This is a genomic window from Paenibacillus cisolokensis, assembly GCF_050481165.1.
GTDB lineage: Bacteria > Bacillota > Bacilli > Paenibacillales > Paenibacillaceae > Paenibacillus_AH > Paenibacillus_AH cisolokensis.
The window spans coordinates 51,602-77,786 of the sequence record NZ_JBCNFP010000093.1 but is presented as its reverse complement, the minus strand read 5'-3'; the positions used below and the strand labels follow the sequence as shown (position 1 = coordinate 77,786).

At 60.2% G+C, this 26,185-nt stretch carries 21 protein-coding genes; 1 reads left to right on the top strand and 20 read right to left on the bottom strand.

Features of this window, described 5'->3' with window-relative positions; genetic code table 11:
* Positions 1–248 precede the first annotated feature (248 nt).
* The 14 genes from ABEV74_RS15655 to ABEV74_RS15590 all read right to left on the bottom strand — a co-directional run bounded on the left by ABEV74_RS15655 (position 249) and on the right by ABEV74_RS15590 (position 20,403).
* Positions 249–2,648, bottom strand: coding sequence for a family 78 glycoside hydrolase catalytic domain (locus ABEV74_RS15655; RefSeq protein WP_430147319.1), 2,400 nt, complete (start codon positions 2,646–2,648; stop codon positions 249–251).
* Positions 2,649–2,710: 62 nt separating this feature from the next.
* Entirely contained in the window at positions 2,711–3,595 is an 885-nt protein-coding gene (locus tag ABEV74_RS15650; RefSeq protein WP_062493229.1) for a carbohydrate ABC transporter permease, read from the bottom strand.
* A gap of 169 nt (positions 3,596–3,764) precedes the next feature.
* Complete coding sequence (locus ABEV74_RS15645) at positions 3,765–4,670, bottom strand: ABC transporter permease (protein ID WP_430147316.1); 906 nt, start codon at positions 4,668–4,670, stop codon at positions 3,765–3,767.
* Between the two features lie 80 nt (positions 4,671–4,750).
* On the bottom strand, positions 4,751–6,475 hold the full coding sequence (locus tag ABEV74_RS15640) for an extracellular solute-binding protein (protein ID WP_430147313.1): 1,725 nt from the start codon (positions 6,473–6,475) through the stop codon (positions 4,751–4,753).
* A gap of 116 nt (positions 6,476–6,591) precedes the next feature.
* Positions 6,592–6,705: a helix-turn-helix domain-containing protein gene (locus tag ABEV74_RS15635; RefSeq protein WP_430147343.1), complete on the bottom strand. Its 114-nt coding sequence runs from the start codon at positions 6,703–6,705 to the stop codon at positions 6,592–6,594.
* A 2-nt stretch (positions 6,706–6,707) separates the two neighbouring features.
* Complete coding sequence (locus ABEV74_RS15630) at positions 6,708–8,222, bottom strand: response regulator (protein WP_430147311.1); 1,515 nt, start codon at positions 8,220–8,222, stop codon at positions 6,708–6,710.
* Positions 8,197–10,008, bottom strand: a complete 1,812-nt coding sequence (locus tag ABEV74_RS15625) for a histidine kinase (RefSeq protein ID WP_430147340.1) — start codon at positions 10,006–10,008, stop codon at positions 8,197–8,199. Before ABEV74_RS15625 ends, ABEV74_RS15630 begins: the two co-directional genes overlap by 26 nt.
* A gap of 195 nt (positions 10,009–10,203) precedes the next feature.
* A complete protein-coding gene (locus tag ABEV74_RS15620) occupies positions 10,204–10,377 on the bottom strand; it encodes a hypothetical protein (RefSeq protein ID WP_160327804.1) in 174 nt (57 codons plus the stop codon).
* Complete coding sequence (locus tag ABEV74_RS15615; RefSeq protein WP_430147308.1) at positions 10,374–11,174, bottom strand: SDR family oxidoreductase; 801 nt, start codon at positions 11,172–11,174, stop codon at positions 10,374–10,376. The genes ABEV74_RS15620 and ABEV74_RS15615 overlap by 4 nt, the downstream gene beginning before the upstream one ends.
* Positions 11,175–11,360: 186 nt before the next feature.
* Positions 11,361–12,491 (bottom strand): copper amine oxidase N-terminal domain-containing protein, encoded by a 1,131-nt coding sequence (locus ABEV74_RS15610; RefSeq protein ID WP_430147307.1) that lies wholly within the window; start codon positions 12,489–12,491, stop codon positions 11,361–11,363.
* Positions 12,492–12,514: 23 nt separating this feature from the next.
* Positions 12,515–13,480, bottom strand: coding sequence for a Gfo/Idh/MocA family protein (locus ABEV74_RS15605; RefSeq protein ID WP_062493236.1), 966 nt, complete (start codon positions 13,478–13,480; stop codon positions 12,515–12,517).
* Positions 13,481–13,532: 52 nt separating this feature from the next.
* Positions 13,533–18,152, bottom strand: coding sequence for a DEAD/DEAH box helicase (locus ABEV74_RS15600; RefSeq protein WP_430147304.1), 4,620 nt, complete (start codon positions 18,150–18,152; stop codon positions 13,533–13,535).
* Between the two features lie 384 nt (positions 18,153–18,536).
* Entirely contained in the window at positions 18,537–19,313 is a 777-nt protein-coding gene (locus ABEV74_RS15595) for a Cof-type HAD-IIB family hydrolase (protein WP_430147303.1), read from the bottom strand.
* Between the two features lie 202 nt (positions 19,314–19,515).
* Positions 19,516–20,403, bottom strand: coding sequence for a helix-turn-helix domain-containing protein (locus ABEV74_RS15590; RefSeq protein ID WP_430147300.1), 888 nt, complete (start codon positions 20,401–20,403; stop codon positions 19,516–19,518).
* A 142-nt stretch (positions 20,404–20,545) separates the two neighbouring features.
* On the opposite strand from ABEV74_RS15590, the gene ABEV74_RS15585 reads away from it, so the two are divergent.
* Positions 20,546–21,382 (top strand): phytanoyl-CoA dioxygenase family protein, encoded by an 837-nt coding sequence (locus ABEV74_RS15585; RefSeq protein WP_062493241.1) that lies wholly within the window; start codon positions 20,546–20,548, stop codon positions 21,380–21,382.
* Between the two features lie 104 nt (positions 21,383–21,486).
* Here the strand turns inward: ABEV74_RS15585 and ABEV74_RS15580 are convergent, their stop codons facing one another.
* The 6 genes from ABEV74_RS15580 to ABEV74_RS15555 all read right to left on the bottom strand — a co-directional run bounded on the left by ABEV74_RS15580 (position 21,487) and on the right by ABEV74_RS15555 (position 26,183).
* Entirely contained in the window at positions 21,487–22,383 is an 897-nt protein-coding gene (locus tag ABEV74_RS15580) for a helix-turn-helix domain-containing protein (protein ID WP_430147297.1), read from the bottom strand.
* A 74-nt stretch (positions 22,384–22,457) separates the two neighbouring features.
* Entirely contained in the window at positions 22,458–23,279 is an 822-nt protein-coding gene (locus tag ABEV74_RS15575; protein WP_430147294.1) for a sugar phosphate isomerase/epimerase family protein, read from the bottom strand.
* A 4-nt stretch (positions 23,280–23,283) separates the two neighbouring features.
* A complete protein-coding gene (locus ABEV74_RS15570) occupies positions 23,284–23,769 on the bottom strand; it encodes a hypothetical protein (protein WP_430147292.1) in 486 nt (161 codons plus the stop codon).
* An 8-nt stretch (positions 23,770–23,777) separates the two neighbouring features.
* Positions 23,778–24,086 (bottom strand): hypothetical protein, encoded by a 309-nt coding sequence (locus ABEV74_RS15565; protein WP_430147290.1) that lies wholly within the window; start codon positions 24,084–24,086, stop codon positions 23,778–23,780.
* A complete protein-coding gene (locus ABEV74_RS15560; protein WP_430147288.1) occupies positions 24,083–25,102 on the bottom strand; it encodes an ABC transporter ATP-binding protein in 1,020 nt (339 codons plus the stop codon). The genes ABEV74_RS15565 and ABEV74_RS15560 overlap by 4 nt, the downstream gene beginning before the upstream one ends.
* A gap of 13 nt (positions 25,103–25,115) precedes the next feature.
* Positions 25,116–26,183: an ABC transporter ATP-binding protein gene (locus tag ABEV74_RS15555; protein ID WP_430147286.1), complete on the bottom strand. Its 1,068-nt coding sequence runs from the start codon at positions 26,181–26,183 to the stop codon at positions 25,116–25,118.
* Between the last annotated feature and the right edge of the window lie 2 nt (positions 26,184–26,185).

The following is a 26,185-nucleotide window of genomic DNA, read 5'->3' as shown; positions in this document are numbered from 1 at the left end:
AGCCCTGGGCACCGAATTGCGGACCGAACGGCTGATATACCCATGGCGTAAAAGTTCATATGTATGGCCGGCAGGCGATGGCCGCCTGCAACCCGATCCGACTTGCATGACAGCTGTCATACCCTGTTGGTTTATTATTTATGTAACATAAGGAGCATCGGCCGTCAATGATTTCCGGTTTCCCTTTCCATCATTTAACGACAAAAGACGCGGGTTCTTTCCGCGTCTATAGTTCTCATTTTTCATTTTCATAGGACTATCGGCTCTTCCGCCATCATGGCGCCGCCGCCGGGCATTTCCACCGTCTTGCCGCCCGGCAGCGTCACCCGGACCGGCACTCCGTCCGGAGTCGTTACCGCGATGCGGAATATGCCATTTCGCCTGCTCCAACTGACGTCGACCGGTCCATGCGGCGTCGCGGCGCGGCCTTCCGCTTCGGTCAGCGACAGACATTGCGGTTCGATTCCGATGACCGACCATCCGTGCGCTGCCGGACGAACGCCGAGCAGCGCATGCGTAAATTCGTACAACGGCAGCGCGCCCCAGGCATGGCAATCGCTGCGCTGCATGAACGGATCTTCCGGCCAGGTCGTCAAACCGAGCTTAAGCAGTTCGCGCCACGGCTTCCATAGCGCTTCCGTCCGGTCGTAACGGCCCGTCTTTTCGAGCGCGCGAAACAGGTAGAACGACATGGCATAAGAGCACACCGGCAGGTCATCGGCCGCCAGCATCCGGTCCATAAGGGACGCCGCGGCTTTCCCCTGTTCGATTTCCGCGAGAACCGCCCACACCTGGGCATGCTGGCTGTACCATTCCAGTCCGGGCCCTTCGCGGTAAAGCCCGCGTTCCTCCGACCAGCACAGCCGCTTCAGCGCCTCGGCCGTTGACTCGGCCATCTGTTCGTATTCCCGGGCCGTCTCCGTTCGTCCGGTCAGGCGCAGCAAACGGGCGGCCGCCTTCAAGGCGCATACGAACACGGCGTTGTGGCAAGCGGAAGGGCCGTGCAGCGTGGCGGCCGGCGCGCCGAGCGTATCCGACCATTCCGGCACCCAGTCGAAAAACTCCCAATATCCGAGCTTTTCCACAAGGCCGTGCGGCCCGCGCTTGCGCGCGTACCAGCCGACAATCGAGTCGACGGCCGGCCGGCAGCGAAGCAGCAATCCGGTATCCCCGGTTTGCCACACATAATCCTCCAGCATAAAGATCCAGTGCAGCGCAAAAACGGGAATCACTTGCGGCTCCATCGACGGAAAGCGGGCTTGAATGATGCCTTCGGGCAGCAGCGAGGCTTGATAGTCCTCAATGGCCCGCCTCGCCAGCCGCGCATCTCCGGACAGCCGGTACGTAAACAAAATTTGCAGGCGGGTATCCATCACATATTGCAGCTGCTCGTAATACGGGCAATCCTCGTACGTCTCGTGCATGCAGCGCTTCAGCGTGCGCACGCTTACGTCCCACAGCGGACCGGTCCAGTCGGCGGATGTCCGGACCGCCGATACTTCCTCCAGCGGGTAGCCCGTCTCGCGGTATGTCGGAGGATAAACGGCAACCGGCTCGTCCCCTGCTGTCACCTCGATGCGTACAAATCGGAACGTCCGCCACCAGAACGGCTCGTACGTCTCCTCTCCGCCGCCCGTTCTGTAATGGTCCTCATGGCCAAGCAAATCGTATTGATCGGCATCGTCGCGCCGTCCCTTCTCCCGGAACGCGCGCTTTCCGATGCGGGAGTAACTTTCCGCATAGCGGATGCGCACGGCCGCGCCCGCTCCTCCGGTCAGCCGCAGCGACAGATAGCCTGTCGTCAGCTCTCCGGCGTCGAGCACGATGGCGCGCGTTTCGTTCGCGGCGACGTCAAGCGGCTCCGTCAGAGCGGGCCCGAACGTGCCGAAAGGCGTGCCGTCCCTTCCGCGAGGCATCTCGCGGACAAAACGGCGCGGCCGTTCATACAGAAGCGGAATCGGCCGCTCCAGCAGCGGAAACGGCGGTATGAGCCCGTAAGTCCGGCCGTCCGCCGGCCACCTCGTTTCGGGCGCAGACCAGTGCGCTTCGTCCGTGCGTCCGCCGTCCGGTCCGTTCCAACCGTGCGGCAGCAGTCCCCCTTCCACCCGTTCCATCGCGCCGAGAAAGGCCGTCCCGCCGTAGGGCTCCCACTTCACCGCCCGGTCCAGCATCACTTCCCACGGCGCGGCACCTTCCTTGCCGGTCGCCACATCGGCCGCCGTCTCCCCTCCCGGCAGGATGCAGCGGCCGCTCGCTACGAGGCAAGGGCCGGCAGCGTTCGCCGAAACCGCGAACGGCCCGCCCCCGCCTTGCTGCTGCGCCTCGTAGGGCGAATAGGCTACAACTTTTACGGCGATCCAATTGGCGCCAGGCTGCAGCAGATGGCTGACATCATAGGTTTCATAGTAATGCCGCCATCTGTCGCCTTTGCATGGTCCCGAGCCGACCGGCGCGCCGTTCACCCATAACCGGTACCGGCTGTGCGCGCTGATCGAAAGCTCAAGCTGCGCGCCGGCTTGCGGCAGGTGAAACCGGCAGCGGTAATAGGCCGTCTCGTTCCGTACGGGTCCCGGCTCCCCGCGTTCGGCGAACAGCGCAGCCGGTACGACGAGCCAGCGCGCGTCCGTCAGTTTCGTCACTTTATCCATCCGTTTTCAGCATCCTCTCGAAATTGGCAGAATTGGAATCTATTTCTTCACGATTGTACCGGTTACTCTTTGACGCTGCCCAGCACGATTCCTTTCATGAAAAACCGTTGCAAAAACGGGTACACGAGCAAAATCGGCAGCGCGCCAAGAAAGATTTGCGCCGCTTTCGCGGTACGGTCGCTCACTTCCGCGAGCGACTTCATATCCGACGACGAAACGAGGCTGAGATCGCGGTTAATGACGACGGTCTGCAAATAGCTCTGCAGCGGATAGTGTTCCGGCGAGTTCATGAAGATCAGCCCGTCGAACCACGAATTCCAGTGGTTGACCGTAGCGAACAGCGTAATCGTCGCCAGCGCCGGAGCGGACAGCGGCACCATGATGCGCCACATCGTCGTCCAATGGCCGGCGCCGTCCATAAACGACGCCTCTTCGAGTTCCTTCGGCAGTCCGCGGAAAAAATTGAGCAGCAGAATAACATTGAATACCGGGACGGCGGAAGGCAGCACGAGCGCCCAGATCGAATCCATAATGCCGGTAAACTTGACGGTCATATATAAAGGGATAAGTCCGCCCTGAAACAGAATCGTGATGACGAAAATCCAGACGTAAAACGTCCGCCACGGAAATTTCGCGACCTCCTTCGACAACGGATAGGCGAGCAAAACCGACAGCGCCATATTGATCGAAACGCCGAGCGCAACCCGCTTCAGCGTAACGCCGATCGACGTCAGAAACGCCGGTTTGGCCAACACGAATTCATACGAACTGAACGTGAACTGGACCGGCCACAACTTGACGAGGCCGGCCGTCGCCGCTTCGCTGGAGCTGAACGATACCGCAAGCACATGGATCATCGGAAACAGGCATAGCAGCGAAAGCAGCGTGAGCAGCGAATAGTTGAAGGCGACAAACAATCTTCTGCCCGTCGTGATGCGCTCGACCATAATCAACCTCCTAAAACTTTGCGCGAGCAAAGCAGTTTCGTAAGCATCCGCTAAAACTTTGCGCGAGCAAAGTTACTACGTAAGCATCCGCTAAAATTTTGCGCGAGCAAAGTGGCTTCGTAAGCATCAGCCAAAACTTTGCGCGAGCAAAGCGGCTTCGCAAGCGGGCCTAAAATATCCGGTAATGGGCCAGCCGGTACGCGAGATAGTACGATACGGAAATAAATATGAAGGAGACGAACGACTTGAACAACCCTACCGCCGTCGCTACGCCGTATTGGGCGTCCACCAGACCGATCCGGTATACGAACGTGTCGATGATGTCGCCGGATTCGTAGACCTGCGGACTGTACAGGTTGAACACCTGATCGAAGCCGGCATTGAGCACATTGCCCAGACTCAGCGTCGTCAGCAGCACGATAATCGGCATCATCCCCGGCAACGTGATATGCCACGTCTGCTTCCACCGGCCCGCGCCGTCCACAATGGCCGCTTCGTACAGCGCGGGGCTGATGCTTGTCAATGCCGCCAAATACACGATCGTGTTGAAGCCGAATTCCTTCCAGACGTCCGAGATGACGAGAACCGGACGGAACCAGCTGTTATCGCCGAGGAAATAAATCGGCTCGATTCCGGCCCATGACAGCGCCTGGTTGACGATTCCCGTCGACGGGGACAAAATATCGATCAGAATGCCTCCGAGAATAATCCAGGACAGGAAATGAGGCAAATAAATGAGCGTCTGAATGCCGCGCTTGAACAGCTCTTTGCGCACCTCGTTGAGCAGCAGCGAGACGATGATCGGCACGATGAGACCGGCGACGATTTTCAAAAAGGCGATGATGACCGTATTGCGCAGCACCCGCATGGAATCGGGCATATCCAGCACATAGCGGAAATTGTCCAGACCCGACCAGGGCGAATCGAAAATGCCTCTGGCCGGCATAAACTTCTGAAAGGCGATGACGATGCCGAACATCGGACCGTAGCTGTAAATCAGTACGAGAATGAGGCCCGGCAGCACCATAAGATGAAGCGGCCAATACGGCGATTTCCATCTCACTCTGTGTAACATAAAACCACCTCTCTTCTGCAGCGTCAGCGGATAAAAAGAGGGAAGAGTGGTCCCTCCTCTTCCCTCCCCGGTTCGGATCATTATCGGGCCGCGTACCACGCATTCACTTCTTCGGTAATCGCGTCGCCGCCGAGCTTCTTCCAATCGGCTACGAATTTGTCGAAATTGTCGATCGGATCGCCCAAAATGATTTTCGTGAACACTTCCAGTTCCATCTTCTGCAGCGTCGCGTCTTTCTCCACGGCCGTCTGCGTCGGCGCGCCGAAAAATTCGTTCTGGTAGAGCAGGTTCTCATTCACGTAATGATTGATCGTCGCGAACGATCCGGTCGTACCGAACACGCGGTCATACGCCCATCCCAGTTCCGTGCCGGTGCCGTTCAAATAATCTTTGATTTGCTTGTAATTGTCCTGCTCCTCCGGATTCAGCTTCGTTGCGTCGCCGCTTTTCTCCGCCTCCAGAATATGCAGATGAATGTCCAGATTTTTGCGGGCCGGCCATGCCTGGAACGGAGCGTACTTGAACCGTTCGATGCCGTCGCTCGTAAAATGCGCCGCATAGTTTTCCGGCGTCGTCGTCTCTCCCCAGCCCGTTTCGACAAAGAGATTGATCAGCTTCAGCAGCGCTTCCGGATGTTTCGCATCTTTCAGCACGGCGTAATAGGTGCCGACCGCCATGCTCGTCTGGGGCCTGGCCGGTTGGTCGTCGATCGACATGAGCGGATACGACTGCCATTCCGCGTTCGGATCGTTCTTCTTGTTGTCGACGAGCGGCCAGAGCGGATTCCACATTTGGCCGAAATGCACTCCGACTTTGCCGGCGGCGGCGAACTCCGCGGCCTTGCCCGTATCCTTCACGCCGAATTCGCGGTCGATCTGGCCCTTCTTGTACATCTCCTGCAGCTTGGCCAGGACGGTCTTCATCTCCGGTTGAATGCTGCCGTAAACGAGCTTGCCGCTGCCGTCCTTGACCCAGATGCGCGGATAGGCATGATAGCTGTTGGCAAATCCGTCGATCGTCGCATAACCGCCATACAGGTCTTTGTTGAGCGACATGCCGATCGTATCGGCCTTGTTGTTGCCGTCCGGGTCCTGCGTCGTAAACGCTTCGATAATATTCAGTACGTCGTCCATCGTTTTGGGCTCAGGCAAATTCAGCTTTTGCAGCCAGTCGCTGCGAATCCAAACCATCGGAGCCCCGTCCATAGCCGACCCGGTATTCGGAATCGCCATCAGCTTGCCGTCGAATGTAGCCGAGGCGAGCGCGTTCGGTCCATCCTGGGTCATAATTTCTTTCAAAAACGGCGAAGCGTACTTCTCGTAAATGTCCGTCAAATCCATCAGCAGATCCGCTTCCACCAGCTGCTTGAGCTGTCTCGCGTTGACCGGGACGATTTCCGGCAAATCGCCGGAGGCGATCGAGACGTTCATCTTCTGTTCGCCTTGTCCGCCCGGTCCGTCGCCGCTCACGACCCAATCGTATTTGACCTTGATTCCCAGCTTCTCTTCCATCGTCCGCGTCCATACGTTGTTGCTGATATCTTCCCCTTCGGCGTACTTGAACGTGTCGTTCACGATGCGCACGGTCGTTATTTCAATAGGCGGATCGTATTTGCCCGCCGGGTCGGCCGGCTGATCCTCTTCCGCCGTTCCCGTTCCGCCGTCCGTCGTTCCTTTATCCGCCGTTTGTCCGCCGGACTTATTTGCCTCGCCTGACGGCTGGCCTCCGCCCGAGCAAGCGGTTACAAAAACAAGCAGAAGCATCAGCACGATTGCGGCACCTTTACAATTCGCCATACGCTTCATCGCGATCCTCCTCCGGTAATGTGGTGATTTGCGCTCAGTATATCGCGTCTGCTCCGAAGCCGATATGGAACAATGTTTAGATTCGTTCTCTTTTGTTTTGGAATTTCCGCCGCCTGTCAGCTGCCCGCCTGATCGCGGTACTCCTGGGGACTGATTCCGGTATGCTTGCGGAAAAAACGGGTGAAATAGCCCGCGTTCTCGAAGCCGACGGCGGCGGCGACTTCATGGATTTTCAGCGGCGAAGCGAGAGCAGCTCCCTCGCCTTGTCCAGCCGGGCGGCGGCGATCGTTTCCGAAATGTTGCGTCCGGTCGTCTGCTTGTACAGAACCGACAAGTAGGACGGATTCAGGTAGACGGATTCCGCGATGGCGGTCAAGGAAAGATCGCCTCCTATCCGCTCCCGGATCATCCGGTTCACCTTGCGGACAATCCGGTCGGTCCGCTCGTCCTGCTCGGATTGTCTGACGGTCAGCAGCCGCAGCCCGGCGCGCCGCAAATATTCGACCGCCGCATCCCGCGAAACGTGGCTTCGCACATCCATCAGCCGTTCCGGACGGATGTCCGATTGTCCGGCTTCCGGCCAGCCCCAGCGGTTGAACTGCCGGATCAGCTCTGTCGCCACCGTATAATAAGCTTCCAGATATAAGACGTAGTCCTGCGTACCGCCGAACCATTCCCCGATGACCGCCAGCATCTCCTCCCCGCTGCCGCTCTCCAGCACGACGGTCAGCCGTTCGCGGAGACGGGCGATGCGAGCCCCTTCGAGCCGCTCCGGCGTGTCAGGGCAGCTGTCGCCCGCGCCGTCGGACAGCAGCATGTTTTCACCGCTGCCGATGCCGAGCACGAGCATGTTCCGCAAGCCGGAATAAATGTCGGCGACCTCCTCCCAGCCCACCGGCCCGCGGCTGCACGCCACCGACAGCGGAAGCTTCAGAAGGCGCGTACAAGTGGACTGCACCTCTTCGAGCGTCCCCTGCACGAAGCGCAGCGTCCGTTCCCATCCGTCCCCCTCGGCATCGGTTTCCGTCTTGCCCGGCTGAAAGAGCAGCATCACGTAGGACTCGTCCACGACGACCGGCTGCACGGTCAGCGTCCCGAAATATTCGCAGATCATATTTTCCACTCCGTACATCAGCAGCGACCGGTCCGACAGACTGGCCTGCTCCGGCCACCGGTCGATGCGGGCAAGGGCGGGCAGGACCGGGGTTTCCGCGTCCAGCGGGCAATCGAGCTCCTTCAGCCGCGCGGACGACAGCTTCGCATCGGCCGCCCCGTATTTCAGCAAGCGGCGAAGCCATTCGCTGCGCAGCACAGGCAGCGCCTCGCGGACGCGAATCTCTGCGCGGCGCAGAAAATGGTCGCTCATCAGCTCCTGATCGAGCGCCTTGATGGCGGCCTGCACGCTGCGGATAATCGGCTCGTCGCCTTCCGTTTTCAAAATGTAATCGATGCTGCCGTCGCGCTGCGCCTGCTGTATGGACGCGACTTCGTTAATGCCGGTCAGAAAGATCGTTTTGCAGCGCGGCCAGCGTGACTTGATCAGACGCTGCAATTGCAGGCCGTCCATGCCCGGCATCCGGATATCGCTCAGGACGATGTCGATCTTTACCCGGTTCAGCCAGCCGAGCGCTTCGTCCGGCGAATAAGCCTTGAACAGATCGAGCTCCCCGAGATCCGATTCGCCAAGCAGCTCGTACAGCCCGTCAACCGTATACGGCTCGTCATCCACGATCAGCAATCGGTACATGTTCATTCTCCTTTCGGCTTAACGGCAGCCGGATATCGACCCGCAAACCTCCCGCCTTGCTCCGCGAGAGCTCCAGGCCGTACATCGCGCCGCAGCGGATTTGGATGCGCCGGTGCACATTCATCAGCCCCGTGCTTTCCGTTTCGTCCGCCGGCTCGCGCAGACGGTCGCGCAGCGATTGCAGCGCGGCGTCGGTCAGTTCGTCCCCGTTGTCTTCAACGGATATGACGAGCGTCTCGTCCTCGCGCCTGAATCCGATGCCGATCCATCCGTCCTTCGTCTTGTTTTCCAGACCGTGATGGTACGCATTTTCGATGACCGGCTGCAAAATGAGCCGCGGTACGGGCAGGCCGCCGCATCCGTCGGGGATGTCGCCGAACAGGACCCGAATCCGGCTTGCGAAGCGGAAAGACTGAATTTCCGTGTAATTGCGCGCATGCGTCGCTTCCGTCTCGAGCGGCACCTCGCTCATGCCGTCCCGGGTAATAAACTGGAAATATTCGCCGAGAAATTTCGTGAAACGGACGATGTTGTCGCGGTCGTCCAGCGCAGCCATCCGATGCAGCAGGAAAAAGCTGTTGTACAAAAAATGCGGGTTGATCTGCGATTGGAGATGGCGGAGCTCGGCGAGCCGGACCCGGTATTGCTGCTCGTATACTTCATGAACGAGAACGTTCAGTTCCTTGACCATCGCATTGAAACGGTCGTACAAATAACCGAACTCGTCCTTCAGCGGATACGAGACTATCAGATTCAGATTGCCCTGCTCCACTTTGTCGAATGACCGCACCAGCGTCCGCAGCGGCCGCTGAATCATCCGGTACAGGCTGAACGAGAAAAACAGCAGAATGCCGAGCGATGCGAGCGACAGCGCAATCAGCCACAATCGGTATCGCCGCAGCGAACCGAACACCTCTTCCTCGGGCATATAGATCGATAGCGACGCGTCCAGCGCTGGGGAGGAGCGGGTAACGACAAGATACCGTTCCCCGCCGATGTCGAGACGCTCTTCCGCCTTGCCGTCCCGCAGCGGCAGCCGGCCGCTGTCGTCGGGCAGCCGGCTGGCGGCGATGCGCGCCTCCGCCGCGTCGGCCATTTCGGCAGGTGCGCCGCCGCTTGCGATCGACCACGGAAGGCGGTTGCCGTACAGCACGGCCAGTTCGCCGTTGTTGGCAAATTGGCGCAGTGCGTCGCGCAATCCTTTCTCCGACACTTCGACCGCGAGCAGAAATGTCGGTTCGCGGCGATCGGAGATGGCGGGATCAGGATAAGGAACGCTGATGAACAGACGGTCCTTCCACATCAGGTACGGCGATTCGTACCGGTTCGTCGTGACGGCAAGCGCCCGGAACTGCTCCTTGTCAAAAGGTGCGATCGCGTTGTCGTTGGACGATACGATACGGTCGAGCAACGGAATGAATACGCTTGCATTTTCAACGAAATTGCTGGACGTTTTGACCAGGTCCAGCTTGCGCTTCAAAGCGAGAATGGCGGACGTTTTCTGGATTTCCGACATGACGGGGACAGCCGTGCTGAGCATCACCAGATCGTCGTCGTTCACATAAGCCTGAACAAGCTTGATGATCCGTTCGAAATCGGATTCGATCAGGTTGTGGTACAACTCGACCTTCGCGTTCATGGAACGGACGATTTCCGTACGGACCGAATCCGAGCCGGATTCGTTCATGAACAAATTCAGCGTATAGAGCGGGACGAGGAGCGCAAGAAAGGTCAGCACGATTTTCGGAAAGATGGATTGGCGGGGGGATCGGGTCACGATTTTCATCACAATCGTTCCTCTCTACGAAAATGTTGCGCCGGAAGCGGAAACGCCGGAACAGGAACATTCGCTCCCGCTCCCTCAAGTTCCTGCTCCCTTGTCTGATATGGCAAGCGCAAAAAAGAGGCTTCCCCCAGGCGATTCTCGATCGCTTGCGGGAAAGCCCCGTTTGATTGAAAGCCCCGGCGGACGAAATCCGCTTTATGGTTTCTCCGTACTGACCGGATCCGGCACATCCTTGAATTCCAGAACGCCCGTCTCCGTGCCGTGAAGCTCCAGCACGGCGACTTCGTTGTCGCCCCCGCGCAGCAATGGCGCAGGGACTACACGGCAGCCGACGTCAGCATCGACGCTTGCCGGCCAGCACCGCATCATTGCAACGACCGGACCATGCCGCCGTCGACCTGCAGCGTCGCCCCGGTTATATATGACGCCCGGTCCGATGCCAGAAACGCAACGGCTTCGGCGAATTCGGCAGGGTCCCCGTACCGCCCGGCCGGAATTCCCCGCAGGCTTTCCCGCTCGATCTCCTCGACGCTGCGCCCTTCCGCATTCGCGCGATGACGGTCGAGCTCGGCGATCCGTTCGGTGGCGATTCGACCGGGCGCGGCATTGTTGATCCGGATGCCTGCGGGCGCCAGCTCGTCGGCCAGCGTTTTCGCAAGACCGACGACGGCTGCGCGATAGGCGTTGGACAGCACCAGATTGGGCATCGGCTGCTTCACCGAAACCGAGATGATATTGACGATGCTGCCTCCGCCGCCGTTCTTCATATGCGACAGCGCTTCACGGACGAACCGGACGACGCTCATAAAATTGAGCTCGTGCGCGCGCATCCAATCCTCGTCCCCGAACGAGGCGAACGTTCCTGCAGGCGGTCCGCCGGCGTTGTTGACCAGGATGTGCAGCCCCCCGCGCTCCTTGACCGTATCGGCCACGACGCGCCGGATGTCCTCCGCTTTCGATACGTCGCAGGCGTAAGCCAGCGGGCGTATGCCCGTCTCCCGCTCGATGGCCGCCGCGGCTTCCGCCACGTTCTTCTCCGACCGGCTCAGCATCGTGACGAGCGCGCCGCCCTGCGCAAGCCGTCTGGCCGTCGCATATCCGAGCCCGCGGCTCGACGCGCACACGATGGCGATTTTCCCTTTCAAACTATCGTCGACGATGGTCATTTCTCGCAAACCTCCTTCGCCGTAACGGCGGTTTCCGCTGTTCGTATCAGTTCCATCATTCAGGAAAGGACGGCGCTCGCGGCCGTCCTTTCCGTTCGCCCTATATGCGATTGTCTCATTCGGCCGGCGGCGGCGTCAAGCTTCGCCATAAACCCGGTTACGGTCCGTTCTCCCGCTGGCCGCCGCTTACTCGGGCAGCTTGTACGCATACAGCTTGTTGTCCTGCTGGATCGGCGCGTCGTTGCGGAAATAGAGCGTATCGCCGTCCCGCCTCACGAAGCGCAGCCAGTCGCCGAAATACGGCACGTCGTTCGTCTCGGCATATTCCTGATTCAGTTTGTCCAGCAGCTCTTTGTAGAGCAGCGTTTTGCCGCCCGTTTTGCGGTCGATCAGCATCAGCAGTCCGCGGTCGTTCGGCCGGATCAGCAAATATTCCGGTCCGACGCCTTCCACGAAATAGTCGTCCTCTTCGCCGCCCAGCTTGACGAGGTCGTACGATTCGGCGACGCGGCCGGTAACGTCGTCCACCAGCTCCAGCGTTCTGCCGTCGGTAACGATCAGCTGCCCGCCGCCGTTCGTCGCATTGTCGACAAATCGCCGGAAGTAGCCCGCTTCCGCCTCTCGGATCAGCTCGCCGTTCTTCAGGACAGCGGTATACACCCGGTACTGGATCATCGGCTCCCCATAATTCCGGGTGACGGTCAGATGAAGCAGCCCGCCCGGCGAATCGTAAAAGGCGAACTTGACCGCGCCGTATATCGTGTCGCCAAGATCGGCAAGCTTGCGGCTTTCCCCCGACTCCCCGGTCACATACAGCTCGCCGGTGGCGGTCACGACCGTAAAGGTAAGCCCGTTGTGCGTTTCGCTGCGGGCATGGTAGCTGCCGAGTCCCGAAGCGGTTACGGTTTGCGTCCGGGCATTCCATTTCACGTTATCCCCATCGAGCGCCTTGACGATAAATCTGACCGGCAGGTAGAGCTCGCCATTCAAGACGAATGGCTTGCCGCCGATTTCCGTATTTTTGCCGTCCAGCACCCCGCGGTCGCTGTTCACCCGAACGGCGAAGCTTTTGTTCCAGCCGTCGAATTGGGCGCGCTGCTTCGAGACGTCCCAGGAGATCGCAAGTCCGGCCTCCGAGGCTATCGCTTTGGCGGCGATATACGATACGCCGCCGCGCGCGATAACCGTTCCGCTCGATTGGCCCCCGCCTTCCCACTCCAATTCGTATGACGGCTTCGCGGCCGCCGCACCGGCGGCGGACGGCAAGAGCAAAGCCGCACCAATCGCAAGCCCGATCGCCAGTTTGTATCCTTTCATTCCCTGCTTCTCTCCCATTATGATTAGTCGAATGGATGATAGCCTGCCGCTTCGTAAATTCGTTCGGTCAATCGCACAACCTCGAGCGCGAAGCTTCCCGGAACCGCGATTTCGTGCCGGCCCAGAATCGCGTCGACGAAGCTTTTATCCTGATTCGTCGTCTGCTTCGGAAGCGTCGGAATCTCCGGTTCCTTTCCCCGGCGGCGCAGCGTAATAGAGCCGTCCACCATAAATATGGCACCCTGATCGCCGGCGAATATATACGATTCGTACCAGCAAGGCGAAAGCCCGACAATATTGAGTCCCGCCACGACGCCGCCTTCGAAGCGGATCGTCGTAAAGGAATCGATCTCGACCGGCGTTCCCTGCCGGCTATGAAACGCTTTCACTTCCTCCGGACGAAGCCCTGTCGTCCAAAGCAGCACATCGACGATATGGCTCCCCGAATCCATCAACATGCCGCCGCCCGACAAGCTCGGATTTTGCCGCCACGTCCCCGTCGTGCCCTGGCTCCAGTCCTGATACAGCGTAGCGTTGACCGATGTCAGCCGGCCGATCGCTCCCTGTTCGATCGCTTGCTTGATATACAGAAACTCCGGCTGAAAATGCCGCTGATACGACACCTGAAGAACGCGCCCCGAAGCGTCCGCCGTTTCGAGCAGTGATTCCGCCTCCGCGGACGAGCAGGTCATCGGCTTCTCCACCAGCACATGAAGCCCTTTTTCCAGACAAGCTTTGGCCTGCTCGTAATGCTGGGTATGCGGAGAACAGATGACAACCGCATCAAGCTCCTCCCGCTCCAGCATTTCCGCGTAATCGCCGTATTGAGGGACGGAAGAAAGACCGAATGCGGACGTCCATCGACGGCGGCTTTCCTCACCCGGATCGGCGATTGCCGCAATCGTCGCTTCCTCCAGCTCCAGCAGTTGCCTCGTATGCCAATGCGAAATGCCGCCCGTTCCGATTAAACCGATTCGAACAGGATTCATGCGTCTCTTCCTTTCGAAAATAGATTTGGATTTTAAACGTTAACGTTCGAGCTCACGTTCGAAGCTGACTTGCCCACAGCACGAGCGCCGTCCGGTCCCGCTCGGCTCCGAGCGCCCGCAGCAGCCGGCCGGCGTCCGCTTCGGCAGCCGCTTCGCCGTCCCAAAGATGAACGGCGATTTTCGTCATTCGCTGCCGGCGCATAATCGTGCCAAGAATATGTTTCAGCGCCTGCAGCTTGGCCTCCTCTGCCATGCCGGTGCCATCGCCGGCCGCCGCGTCCATCGTATGAATCCGCCTGCCGTTGCCTTCGATCCAGAACAGCCAGCGATCGCCTTGCAGCACGATAAAATTTCCGGGCTTGCGCGCGAAATTCGGACCTTTCGCCTCCGGCCATTCGAACATAAGCCCGAACGGATTGGCCGGGTCGACGGCGGAAATGACGGTGATCGCGTCAGCCGCGGCGTCAGGCAGCGGCCGGCGCACAGCTTCGGCCATCTCCGGCGTCGTGAACTGGTAGGCGGGAATGCCTTTGACCAGCATGCCGCGCGTGAGCGTTCCCCACTCCTCGAGCCGTTTCAATACCGGAAGCAGTACATCCCACGAATAGGGCGATACATGGTTCACCAACTCCTTGCTGATCATGCCGAACGCGCCAAGCAGATGATGGACCCACTGCACGGCGGACGTTTCAACGTCCGGGCCCGTCCCGCCGCCCCGAAGCGTTCCCGTCCAATACCAGCGGCCCTGTCCGGAGCCGGTTCTCGCCCATTGCTTCGCTTTCGTTTCCGCCTTAAGCCGCAGCGGCGCGAACTGATCGTTCGACGCAAGCCCTTCCCATGCCAGCTCCATCAGCCCGGCCAGCGCTTCGGAAGGCGGCAGGTCCGCATCCCGGCTCAGCTTGGTCAGAAAGCTGGCTCCGCCCCGCTTCAGCTGCTCGAGCAGGCCGGGCCGGCTCGCGGACGCCGCGTCCGGCGGCGGAACGAACGGAGCGTAGAGCGGCGGGTCCGCATCCGACAGGAAGAAAGCGACGCGCCCTTCCTTCTCGCCTTCTTCCTTGCGGCCAAGCCACACGACTTCGCCGGACGCGCAGAGCAGGTCGAGGTCCTCCTTGCGGTAATCGTCGAGCCGGGCCGGAAAGACGACCGATTCCCAGGCCGACAGCGGCAAGTAGATGCCTTGCAGACGGCCGATCGTCTCGCGCAGACCGTCCGTGCCGCGAAGCCGCGTACCGTGCAGCGCATGCTGCAGCAGCGCGGCTTGCCCGCACCAGCGCATCGGCTCCGCGGGCGCTGCGCGCTTGCGCAGTTCGCCGATCGACAGCCTGACGATGCGCGAAGCGACGCTCGCGCTCGAGAAGAGCCGCTCGTCGCTGCGCTCGGCGAACGGCGCCCGCACGATCCGCTTCTCGGCCAGCAGCGTATCCGTCAGCCGTCTGGCCTCGTCATGCGACAGACGCGGGTAGCGCTCGCACAGCTCGGGCTCGGTGAACGACAGGCGGTGCTCGATGAAGCGGCCGATAATAAACCGCCGCGACGTCTCCGTCTCCGGAAATTCGCGGTACATCTCCCTCTCGTCGGCGCATATCCAGCGATACTCGCCCGTTCCGGCCGGATCGACAGGGACGATTCGTCCCGCCGCCTCCAACTCGCCCAGCCACTTCAGCGCTTCGTCCCCTGCGAGCCGCACAAGCTCCGCCGCGGACAGATCGCCCCTCCGCTTCAGCAGGTCGTACAGATCGTCCTTGTTCCGCGGCTCTCGATCCGGCGCGCTCAGCTTGCGCTCTTCCTCCGCCGCCACCTTCGGCAGAATGGAACCGCCGAACGGCTCGGCCCCGAACAATTGTCCGGTGAACGCCTTGCTGACGTTCATCAGCTGAAGCTGAACCGTCTCGCTCAATCCGTCGCCTTCGTACAGCTGCATATTGGCGTAATCGGCTATAAACTGCTCGGCGAACGGCGACGGATAAGGCGTTTCGCGGATTTCCACCGCCATCCTGCCGTCCCTGACCGCTTTCAGCATCTCCGTCAAATGCTCCGTGTCCAAGTAATCGTACAGACATTCCTTTACCGCGTCCCGAAGATAAGGAAACCGGGCGGCATAAGGAAGCGCCGCTTTCAGCAGCTCTTCGCTGCGCAGCCGCATCTGCCACATCGGCGTGCGCTTGAAGCTTCGCGCCAGCAGAAGCGATGTCTCGGCGATGCGGCGGAACGCGACGGCCAGCAGCGGCGAACCCGATACCGCTTCTCCGAGCAGCGGCGCAAGGCCGGACGGCGTAATACTCCATATCGCTTGCAGCCACGAAGCGTCCCATTCCGGCAGCACCAGCTCCAGGCCGTTATCCTTCGCATTGCCGTAGGGACGTCCGGACAGCAGCCGTTCCAGCCGCTTTTCGATCGCGAGCAGCCACGCCCGGTTGACGCGGCGACCGAACGGATTATGGACGATCACATGCGTTCGTCCGGTCAAATCCTTGTAATGCTCGATGACGATCCGCCGGTCGGTAGGCAGCGCGCATACGCGATGCTGCTCGCGGACAAGCGCGATCAGCTTCTCCGCCGACAGGGCGTCCATGCCGTAATCGGCGGCCAGCCAGTCGGCGATCCGCCCGTCCGCTTCCGCCTTGTCCGAAGTTGGCGTCTCCAGTCCGAGCCGCTCCTCGAGCTCCCGCAGAAACGCGCCGATTTTCAAGCTGAGATCGTACGAACGGCTTCCCGCTTCATTCCGCCAGAACGGAATTTCCCCGAACCGGTTGCCCGCTTCCGCCACATAGACGCGGTCGTTCTGAATGCCCCGGATCATCCACAGGCTGGAGCCGAGCTGGAAGACGTCGCCTGTCCGGCTCTCCTGCACGAATTCTTCATCGAGCTCCCCCAGGTGGGTGCGGCTCTCTGCATGATAGACCGGATATGCCGCGCTTTGCGGAATCGTCCCCGCGCCGGCGACGGCCGCCATCGGCGTGTTCGAACGACCCGCTATCGTCCCGGATTCACGGTCCCATGTCAGAAGCGGGCGGGCGAACGGATAAAAACCGCCGAGCACCTGCAGCATCTCCTCCAGCGTCTCGCGGTCAAATGTCCGATAGCTGTCGCTTCTCGTAATCAGGCGATGCAGCCGGCCGATCTCCCAAGATTCGACCGCCGCCATGGCGACCACCTGCTGCGACAGCACGTCGACCGCATTGCGCGGCACCCGGATTTCTTCGATGTCGCGTTCCCGAATCAGACGGGCAAGCACCGCAGCTTCCGGCAGTTGACCGCGCTGACGCGCAATGATGACGCCGCGGCTTGCGCCGCCGACGGCATGACCGGCCCGGCCGATCCGCTGAATGCCCGAGGCCGCGTCCGGCGGCGCGTCGATCTGAATGACGAGATCGACATGGCCGATATCGATGCCGAGCTCCAGCGACGATGTCGCGACGATGCAGCGCAGCTCGCCGGCCTTGAGCCGGCGTTCCACCTCATGCCGCCGCTCCCGCGATACGCTGCCATGGTGGGCGTGGGCGATCTCGTATCCCGCAAATTCGTTGAGCCGCAAGCAAAGCCGCTCGCACAGTCTGCGGCTGTTTACGAATATAATTACGGACTTGCTGCCGTGCATCAGCTGCATGACGCGCTCGAGCAGCGGAAGCCATACCGCATCCCGCGTCTGCATCGGCCGATTGAAATCCGGCATCGTCACGGTCGCCGACATCGACTTGCGCATCATGCTTTCCACAATCGTCACCGGGCGCGGCGCGTAGCCGAGCGGATGCCGCAGCAGCTTGTCGCGTTGCGCTCCGATGGCATGCGCGCCTTCATCGTGCGCGCCTTCATCGTGCACGCCTTCTTGCTGGGTGCCTTCTTGCTGCGTGCCTGCTTGCTGCGCATCTGCGTCTTGTACGCCTTCTTGCTGCATACCTTCGCGTTGCGCTTCCTCGTCTCGCGCACCTTCCGGCTGTGCGTTTTTGTGTTGCGCCCATCCGGCTGCCGTCCCGCTTGTCCGCGCATCGCCGCCCGCTTCTTCCCAGCCGCCGAGAAATCGGGCCACCCGTTCGAGCGGCTTCTGCGTCGCCGAAACGCCGATGCGCTGCAGCCTGCGGCCGGTCAGCTCCACCAGCCGCTCCATCGTCAGCGACAGATGGGCGCCCCGCTTGTCCGCGGCCAGTTCATGAATTTCGTCGACGATCACCTGCTCCGCCGTGCGAAGCATGTCCCGCCCTTTCTCCGACGTCAGCAGAAGGTAAAGCGATTCCGGAGTCGTCACCAGCACGTCGGGCGGCCGCCGCAGCATGGAAGCGCGCTGGCTCGGTGTCGTATCGCCGGTTCTGACCGCGCAGCGAACGCCCGGCCACGGTATGCCTTCCTGCGCCGCGAATGCGTCGATTTCTTCCGCGAAACGAATGAGATGGTGATGAATGTCGTTGTTCAGCGCTTTCAGCGGCGTCACATAAACGATCCGTACCCCATGCCTCCGCGTCTCCGGCTTGCCGTCCTTCGCCTTGACAAGACGGTCAAGACACGGCAAAAACGCCGCCAGCGTCTTGCCGGAACCGGTAGGCGCCGCAATGAGCGTATGGCGGCCGGCTGCGATCGCTTCCCACGCCTGAAGCTGGACGTCGGTCGGTTGGCCGAACGACCTGGCGAACCATCCGGCCAAAGCGGGATGGAAGTCGATAGAGCGCGGAGGCTGCATCTGCGGTCAACTCCTTTCGTTGCGGATCATGCCTTGCATGCTCCTACCATATTACACCAAAATAGCGGAGTCAATACGAGACCGTTCGCAAAAATGCGGCAACGACTTCAAACTTGCGACAAATCGGCCAAAAGTCGGGGAATCCGGGTATTCGGGCATATCACTTTTGGAGAAGAGAGGGGATGGACCTGCGATCAAGACCGCAAATAACGGCAAAAGGCCCGGACACAATCCGGACCTGTTGCCTATGCAGGAAGCTGGCATGCGACGACCGAAACCCGGCCTTGAGCAAAAACCGGCCACTTCGTCGCGGAATTGAACGCAGGTTCCTTATTGTATAGCCTGGGCCCGCCGTCCCGATACCAGCACCATCTACAGCACCATCTACAGCAAGCCGACCATGCGCAGGCCGTAACGAATGCCGTCGTCGTCGACGTCGCGCGTGACGTACTTTGCCGCCGCCTTGACCGAATCGATGGCGTTGCCCATCGCGATGCCGTTGCCGACATATTGGAGCATTTCGATATCGTTAAGCGCATCGCCGAACGCATACACATCTTCGCGCCGAACGCCCGCGTGGCGAATGAACGCTTCGATGCCGGCCGCTTTCGAGCCGCCGAGCGGCAGTACGTCGGTCGAAAACTGATGCCAGCGAATAAAGTCGAGCTCCCCTCGAAACGCATCCTTGTAAATGCCTTCCTCTCCATAGGTGCAGAAGAGCAAACATTGATAGATCTCTTGACCAATGTAAAATTCCGGGTCATGCTCCGGCAGCTTGACCTTCAGCTCCGTGATGCTTTTCTCAATCCGCTCATGGCCGTCCGTATTGCTTTTCATCGTTTCGCTGCTCATATACACGATCGGATGGCCGTTTCTGGCCGCTTCTTCGGTCAGTCGGTCGAGCAATTCGCGCTTGATCGGATTCGTCGCGACCACCTCACCGCCGCGCACCACATATTGTCCGTTGTAGCTGACGAAAGAATCGATCCCCAGTTCGTCCCTGAGCCACTCAAACATGAACGGGCCGCGTCCGGTCGCGATCGCGACTTCATGACCCGCCCGCTTCAACTCGTTGATCGCCTGCTTCGTCGAGTCCGGAAGCCGTTTGTCATGATCGAGCAGCGTGCCGTCAATATCGAAAAAAATCAGTTTCCCCGTCATGTCATCACCTGCTTGTCCGTTTTGGCCGCGGATAACGCGCTGCCATTGTACCGATTATATCGGGTGAATGAGCGCGGGGCAACCGCCGAATCGCAAAGCCGGACGGAACCGCCGCATTGGAAACGGTTCCGTTTCGTCTAACCGGGGACCAAACCGTTCCACGTTCCAATAAGGAAGACCCTCTTCCGCGTTCGAACGCGCCCTACAGCTCCAGACTGCGCCTGCGGAACTCGGTCGGCGTGAGCCCCGTCGCCTGCTTGAAGCTGCGGCAAAAATAATGTACGCTGCCGTACCCGACCGCCTGCGAAACCGCTTCGACCTGAAGCCCTTCCATGAGCAGCCGCTTCGCTTTGCGCAGGCGTTCCGCCACGACGAACGCTTTCGGCCCGCATCCCATGCATTCGCCGAACAAGGCGGCAAAGTAGGTCGGATGATAGCCGCACAGCTCCGCCATCCGTTCGGACGTCCAATCCTCTTCCGGGCGGCGGCGAACCGCCTCGAGCGCGGGGATGATTTTCTGATGATTGGCGGACAGGCAACGCTCGTTCATCCGCTGCCGGATCAGCGCCGCCAGCAGTTGCATCAGCAGCGCCCTCAGCGTCCACGCATGGCCGGGTTCCTCGACGCGGAACTCTTTCACAATATGCAAAAACAGCGGCTCCAGCTGCGGCACATGCGACACCACCGGCATGGCCACCTCGCCGTACCCGTCCATATCGACTGCGTATACGACCGGCTCGATCCGCAGGTCGGTCGGCAGCACATTTTTCAGCCGGTCGTACGGGGGCACCGGCACCGGGCTCGGCTCGTCCCAGGCGAAGTGAAGGCTGGAAAAGGTTGGCGGCTCATGCTTGTCGGCCGCGATCCGGTGCGGGCTGTCCGCTCCGTAAAACGCACAATCGCCCGCTCGCAGCGGATATTTGAGGCCGCCCATCTCGAGGACGGCCCGCCCGGCAAACACATAAAACAGCTGGCAGTCCCCGATCGTTCGCGGTCCCCACTGCTGTCCCGGCTCGGCATCGATTTTGTTGGCAAAATTGACGGTCGGACGCAGCCCGTTCAAGCTTCCCAGACGGATTTCCCTCGACATGCGGCCATTCCCCCTCTTCGCACATGTTCGCAACAATCTGTGAAAAATGCAATCTATCTTGCCGATTCTGTAACGAAATGCGGTCCGTTCCCTGCTATGCTGAATGCAGAAACCATTCCAAAACAAAGAAAGGTGATCGAGCATGCTAACGCAAGAGCAGATTCGCGAATTTGACGAGAACGGTTTCATCAAAGGCGACATCGTGTTAAGCGACGAGGAAGTCGACAAGCTGCGCGAGGAGCTGGATCTCGTCATGAACGGCAAATCGGTCAAAAAACCGGTGCTGAACCGGAACCTGCTGGACGGAAACAGCGAATACGGCATGTCGATGTCCAAGCGCGAGACGGTCGTTCAAATCGTCAACATCTGGATGGCGAGCGACGCCTTCTTCCAGCACGCGGCCAATCCGAAGCTGTGCGAGGAAGTCGCCCAGCTGTGCCGTACCGACACGCTCCGCATCTGGCACGATCAGATCCAATACAAGCCTCCGGTGACCGGAGGACCGACGGCGTGGCACCAGGACCATCCCGCATGGCCGATCATTCAGCCCGCCGATCTCGTCAGCGCCTGGGTGGCGCTCGATGACGCGACGATCGAGAACGGCTGCATGTGGATGGTGCCCGGAAGCCACAAATGGGGCAATCACCAGGCCGATCTGACGAGCGACGAGAACTTCATGCCCGTGCACAAACGTCCGGAACGTCTGCCGAGCGGCGCGGTCATCAAGGCGGTGCCGTTCGAGATCAAGAAAGGCCAGGTCGGCTATCATCATTGCATGACGTGGCACGGCAGCCCGCATAACCGTTCCGCGCGGAAGCGCCGCGCCATCGCCGTCCATTACATGCCGGGCCATACCCGCTTCGAGCCGACCGGCCGCCACCCGATGGAAGCGCATATCGAAGTGAAGCCGGGTGAAATTTTGACCGGCGCCGGATTCCCGGTCGTCTACAACCGCAATCTCGAAGTCCGTTCCTCTTAACCCGCCGTTCCAACGGATCGACGCCGGTCAGCCCGCAAGCCGACCGGCGTCGGTCCGTTTCGGCCGCAAGCCGGCCGGTGCGGCCACAGCTTGCGGCCGAGCGCTCAACTCCCGTGCGCGCGGTATTTGCCCGGCGAGCAGCCGACATACCGGCGAAACAGGTGGCTGAAAAACGCCGGATCGTCGTATCCGACCTTGTGGGCCACATGAATCACCTTCTCGTCGCTCTCCTTCAACATTTGCTTGGCATGCTCGATGCGAATCTGGTGAATGCGCTCGATGACGGTGATCGCCATTTCCTGTTTGAAGATGCGGTTCAACTGCCTCGTGCTGATATTAAACAGCGTGCTCAGATGATTGATATTCAGCTTCTCGTCGTAATGCCGCTCCAGAAATCCGTTGATCCGCCGGACGAGCATATGGTGCGACGAGCGCTTCGTCGATTCCCTGCCTTCGTTCAGACTTTCCTTGTACACGCGGGACAGCAGAATAAACAGATCGACCAGCTTCAGGCGAATGACCGTCCGGTAGCCGGATTTTTTCGCCTGCCATTCATCCAGCATTCCCTGCAGCAGCCGCAGCACGTCCGACGTCTCCCGCTCGCGAAGCTGCAGCTTGTGATAGAACCGCTCCGAGTGGCTCATAAACGGCTGCACGTAGAAATAATCCATCGAATCATCCACGCCAAGCTCCCGAAGACAGCTGTTATGGATGAGATCGGGCTGGAACAGGCAATTGATAATTTCAATTTCCTTGCCCTTCTCGATCCGGAACGTATGCGCTTCGTTCGGATTGATAATGAACACATCGCCGGCGCACAGCGGATAGCAGTCGCCCTCGAAGCAATGCTCCGCCTCGCCTCTGACGACGTATACGAGCTCGACGAAATCGTGGCTGTGCATATTCGGCACGTTCCGGTCGTTGTGCGTGCATTGAATGATATAAAAAGGAAAACGGTACTCCCGCAAAAAATCGTTTAGCGCAAGACGTTCTTCCATCATCTTCCCTCCCTGTTTCATCCGCTGAAAGCGGTCTGATCTCATCCAAGAGGAAAACGGCTTTACATCTATGCGATTTACCGACTTTTGTCGGCCTGCAGCACCCGATCCCGAATCGCACAAAAATTATCGATGTTTACATATTCCAGTATAAACGGAACCCCCTCCGTATGGCTATGATAGAGATCGAGAAAACGGCTCCAGTCGATGTCGCCGTCGCCTACCGCCCGGCCGTAGGCGTCGTTCACCTTGCGGTCCTTGCCGTGAAAATAGGCGATATGGGGGGCCAAATAGCGGAACATGTCGTCCTCCGAGCTGTTGGCGATCAGGTTCGCCGGATCAAGCAGCACCTTCAAGCGCCGCGAGCCGACCTGCGCGATCAAATCGGCCATCCGCTTCGCGCTCGGCACGACATCGAGCACGCAAGGCTCCAAAGCCAAATCGACGCCGTAACGCTCGGCCAGCGCCGTCAACCGGCGGAGGCTGTCCGCAAGTCTGGCGAAGCGGCTTTCGTAGAGCTCGGCGATAATGCCCCTGCTGCCGTGAACGAAGCCGCATTCGGTCGCCACACACGGAATGCCGTTCAGCGCCGCAAGCTCCATATGCCGCTCGAAGTAGGCGATATTCCGTTCGAGCTCCACGTCGTCCGGTTCGATCAAATTCGTAAATACGCCGAGCGCCGCCACCTCGATGCCGTGACGCCGGTACGTCTCGACAATCCGGCGGCTTTCTCCGTCCGTCATCCCCGACAAATCCGAACGTCCGTTATATACCCAATATTTCGAATCGGTTTGCGAGAAACAGAGCTCCGTCCATCTGAACCCGTTCGCCGCAAGCAGACCGGCCGCTTCCTCGTTGGTCAGCTGCGGGAAACTTCTCGATACGACGCCAATATCCATTCGCTTACGCACCATCCTTTCGCTCTTCGCTTGCCGATGCCGTTCCGGCTTTGCCGGCGGCTCTGCCGCGCGCCGTCAGCAGGGCGGCGAAGATCATCGCTTCCGCCGCCATCATGAAGGCGGTCCGCACGCTCATATCCGTTCCGCCTATTGCGTACAAGAGCAGCTGCGCCGCGAGGAGCACCGCCGTCATCGCCGCGGTCAGCCTCCGGAAGGAAGCGCCCATCCGGCCCTTCATCCCCTGCTTGTAAAGCATGTATTGGTATACGAATACAAGCGCCAGCCATACGAATCCGAAAAATACGAACGAAAACTGGTCGTATGCCTGCCAGGCCCATGCGCTTACCTCGAAGACGATCAGCGCGTGCAGCACGAGCGAGCGCAGCGTAAACCAGATAGCCAGCCCGATTCCCGCCGGCACGATGACGAGCAGCCACGACAGAATCGCCGCGCGCGCCTTGCGTCTTTCCTTCTCGATCAGCGCGTCCATGGCCCTATTCATCCTTTCCCCGCCAACTTCGCCTGCCGCAAACGCTCGATCAGCTGCCGGCGCGTCTCCTCGCCGTCAACCAGCCTCGTCCTGCGGACATAAGCCGCCAGACGGTCAAGCTCGCGCTCGATTCGGCCCGCCGGCATCGTATCCAGCCAATCCGCAGGCGGCGCTCCGGTTCGCATAATCGTATCGAGCGCTTCGTGCCGTTTGCCGATCGTCCGCTTCATGACCGTCTGCGCGAGCCAGACGCCGCCCAGCATGATCAGAACGATCGATACGGCAAAGACGAGCATGGCGGCCAAGATCAGTCTCATGTCGCCGCCCCCCGCAATTCGAGCTCGTCGGTCCGGTGGCAGGCGACATAATGGTCATCTCCGACCGCCCGCCAGGGCGGCTTTTCCATCCGGCATATATCCGTCGCATACGGGCAGCGCGGATGAAAGTAGCAGCCGGAAGGCGGATTCGCCGGGTTGGCCACCTCGCCGCTCAGAATGATGCGCTCCGCCTTGCGCCGCGGATCGGGCAACGGCTTGGCCGAGAGCAGCGCTTCGGTGTACGGATGACGGGGTCTGGCGAACAGTTGTCCGGTTCGCGCAGTTTCCACCATCCGTCCGACATACATGACGCCGACACGGTCGGAAATATGCTGAATGACCCCGAGATCATGGGAGATGAACAGGTAGCTGAGACCGAGCTTTCGCTGCAAATCCTGCAGCAAATTCAAAATTTGCGCCTGCACGCTGACATCGAGCGCGCTCACCGCCTCGTCGCAGACGATAAAGCGCGGGTTCGTCGCGAGCGCCCGGGCGATGCCGATGCGCTGCCGCTGGCCGCCGCTGAAGGCGTGCGGATAGCGCTCGAGATGCCGGCTGTCGAGTCCGACCATCTCCATCAGCTCCCGCACCCGCTCCTTCAGCTTCTCGCCGCCGGCCAGCTTGTTGCATACAAGCGGTTCGCCCACGATGCCCAGCACCGTCATCCGCGGGTTAAGCGACGAATACGGGTCCTGGAAAATAAGCTGAATATCCCGCCGGAACGCCCGCAGCCGGCGGCTGTCGAGCGTATTCAGATCGACCATGTTGCCTGTCCGGTCCCGGAAGTGCGTCTTTCCGTCCGACGGCTCGATCGCGCGCAGAATGCAGCGGCCGAGCGTCGTCTTGCCGCAGCCGGACTCGCCGACCAGCCCGAACGTCTCGCCCTCCCGAATATAGAAGTGCACATCGTCCACCGCTTTGACCGATCCGGCCGTCCGCTTGAAAAAACCTTTTTTGATCGGGAAATATTTTTTCATGCCGGTAACTTCGAGAATGATCTGCTTCGCTTCGCTCATGCCAGCGCCTCCTTCAAACTTGTTCGGCCTTTACGCAGCGGACGCGATGCCCGCGGGCGATCTCCCGCAGCGGGATGTCGCCGGCGTTGCACACGCCGTCCTCGGCAAGCGGACAACGGGAATAAAAGCCGCAGCCCGGCGGCAAATTCATCGGAAACGGCACCGTCCCTTCGATCGATTCCAGTCTGTCCCGCCTTGCCACCGAAGGGATCGAGTTGAGCAGCGCCTTCGTATACGGATGCTTCGGCCCGTAAAACAGCGTGTCGACGTCCGTATACTCGACGACTTTGCCGAGATACATGACGGCCACCTCATCCGACATTTCCGCAATCACGCCCAGATCGTGCGTGATGAAAATGACCGAGGTGCCGGTATGGTCCCGCAGCTCGTTGATCAGTTGCAGCACCTGCGCCTGCACCGTAACATCGAGCGCGGTCGTCGGCTCGTCGGCGATCAGAATGGAAGGCTCGCAGGAGAGCGCCATTGCGATCATCGCGCGCTGGCGCATGCCACCGGAGAGCTGGTGCGGGTATTCGCCCATCCGCTGTTCCGGGTTGGACATGCCGACTTTGCGCAGCGTCTCCAGCGCGATGTCGTACGCTTCCTTCCTGTTCGCGGTTTTGTGCAGCAGAATCGCTTCCATAATCTGATCGCCGATCGTATGAATCGGCGAGAACGCCTTCATCGGCTCCTGGAATATCATCGCGATTTCGCCGCCGCGAATGCTCCGGATCGTCCGGCCTTTGCCGTCCAGTCCGACAAGATCGACCGGATCGCCGTCCGGAATGTCGATCCCGTCGATTTTGCTCTGGTCGCTCGGATAGAGCAGAATTTCCCCTTCCACCTTGCCGGAAGCCGGCACGATGCGCAGCAGCGCCTGCGATGTGACGCTTTTGCCGCACCCGCTCTCGCCGACGATACCGAGCGTCCGGCCGCGGCGAATGGTCAGATCGACCCCGTCAACCGCTTTCAGCAAGCCTTCGTCCAGTTGAAAATGCACCTTCAAGTTTTTCACTTCCATGACGGCATCTTCCCGGCCGGACGCCGGCTTCACAAATTCCTCTCTCGCCCGAACAGTCACGC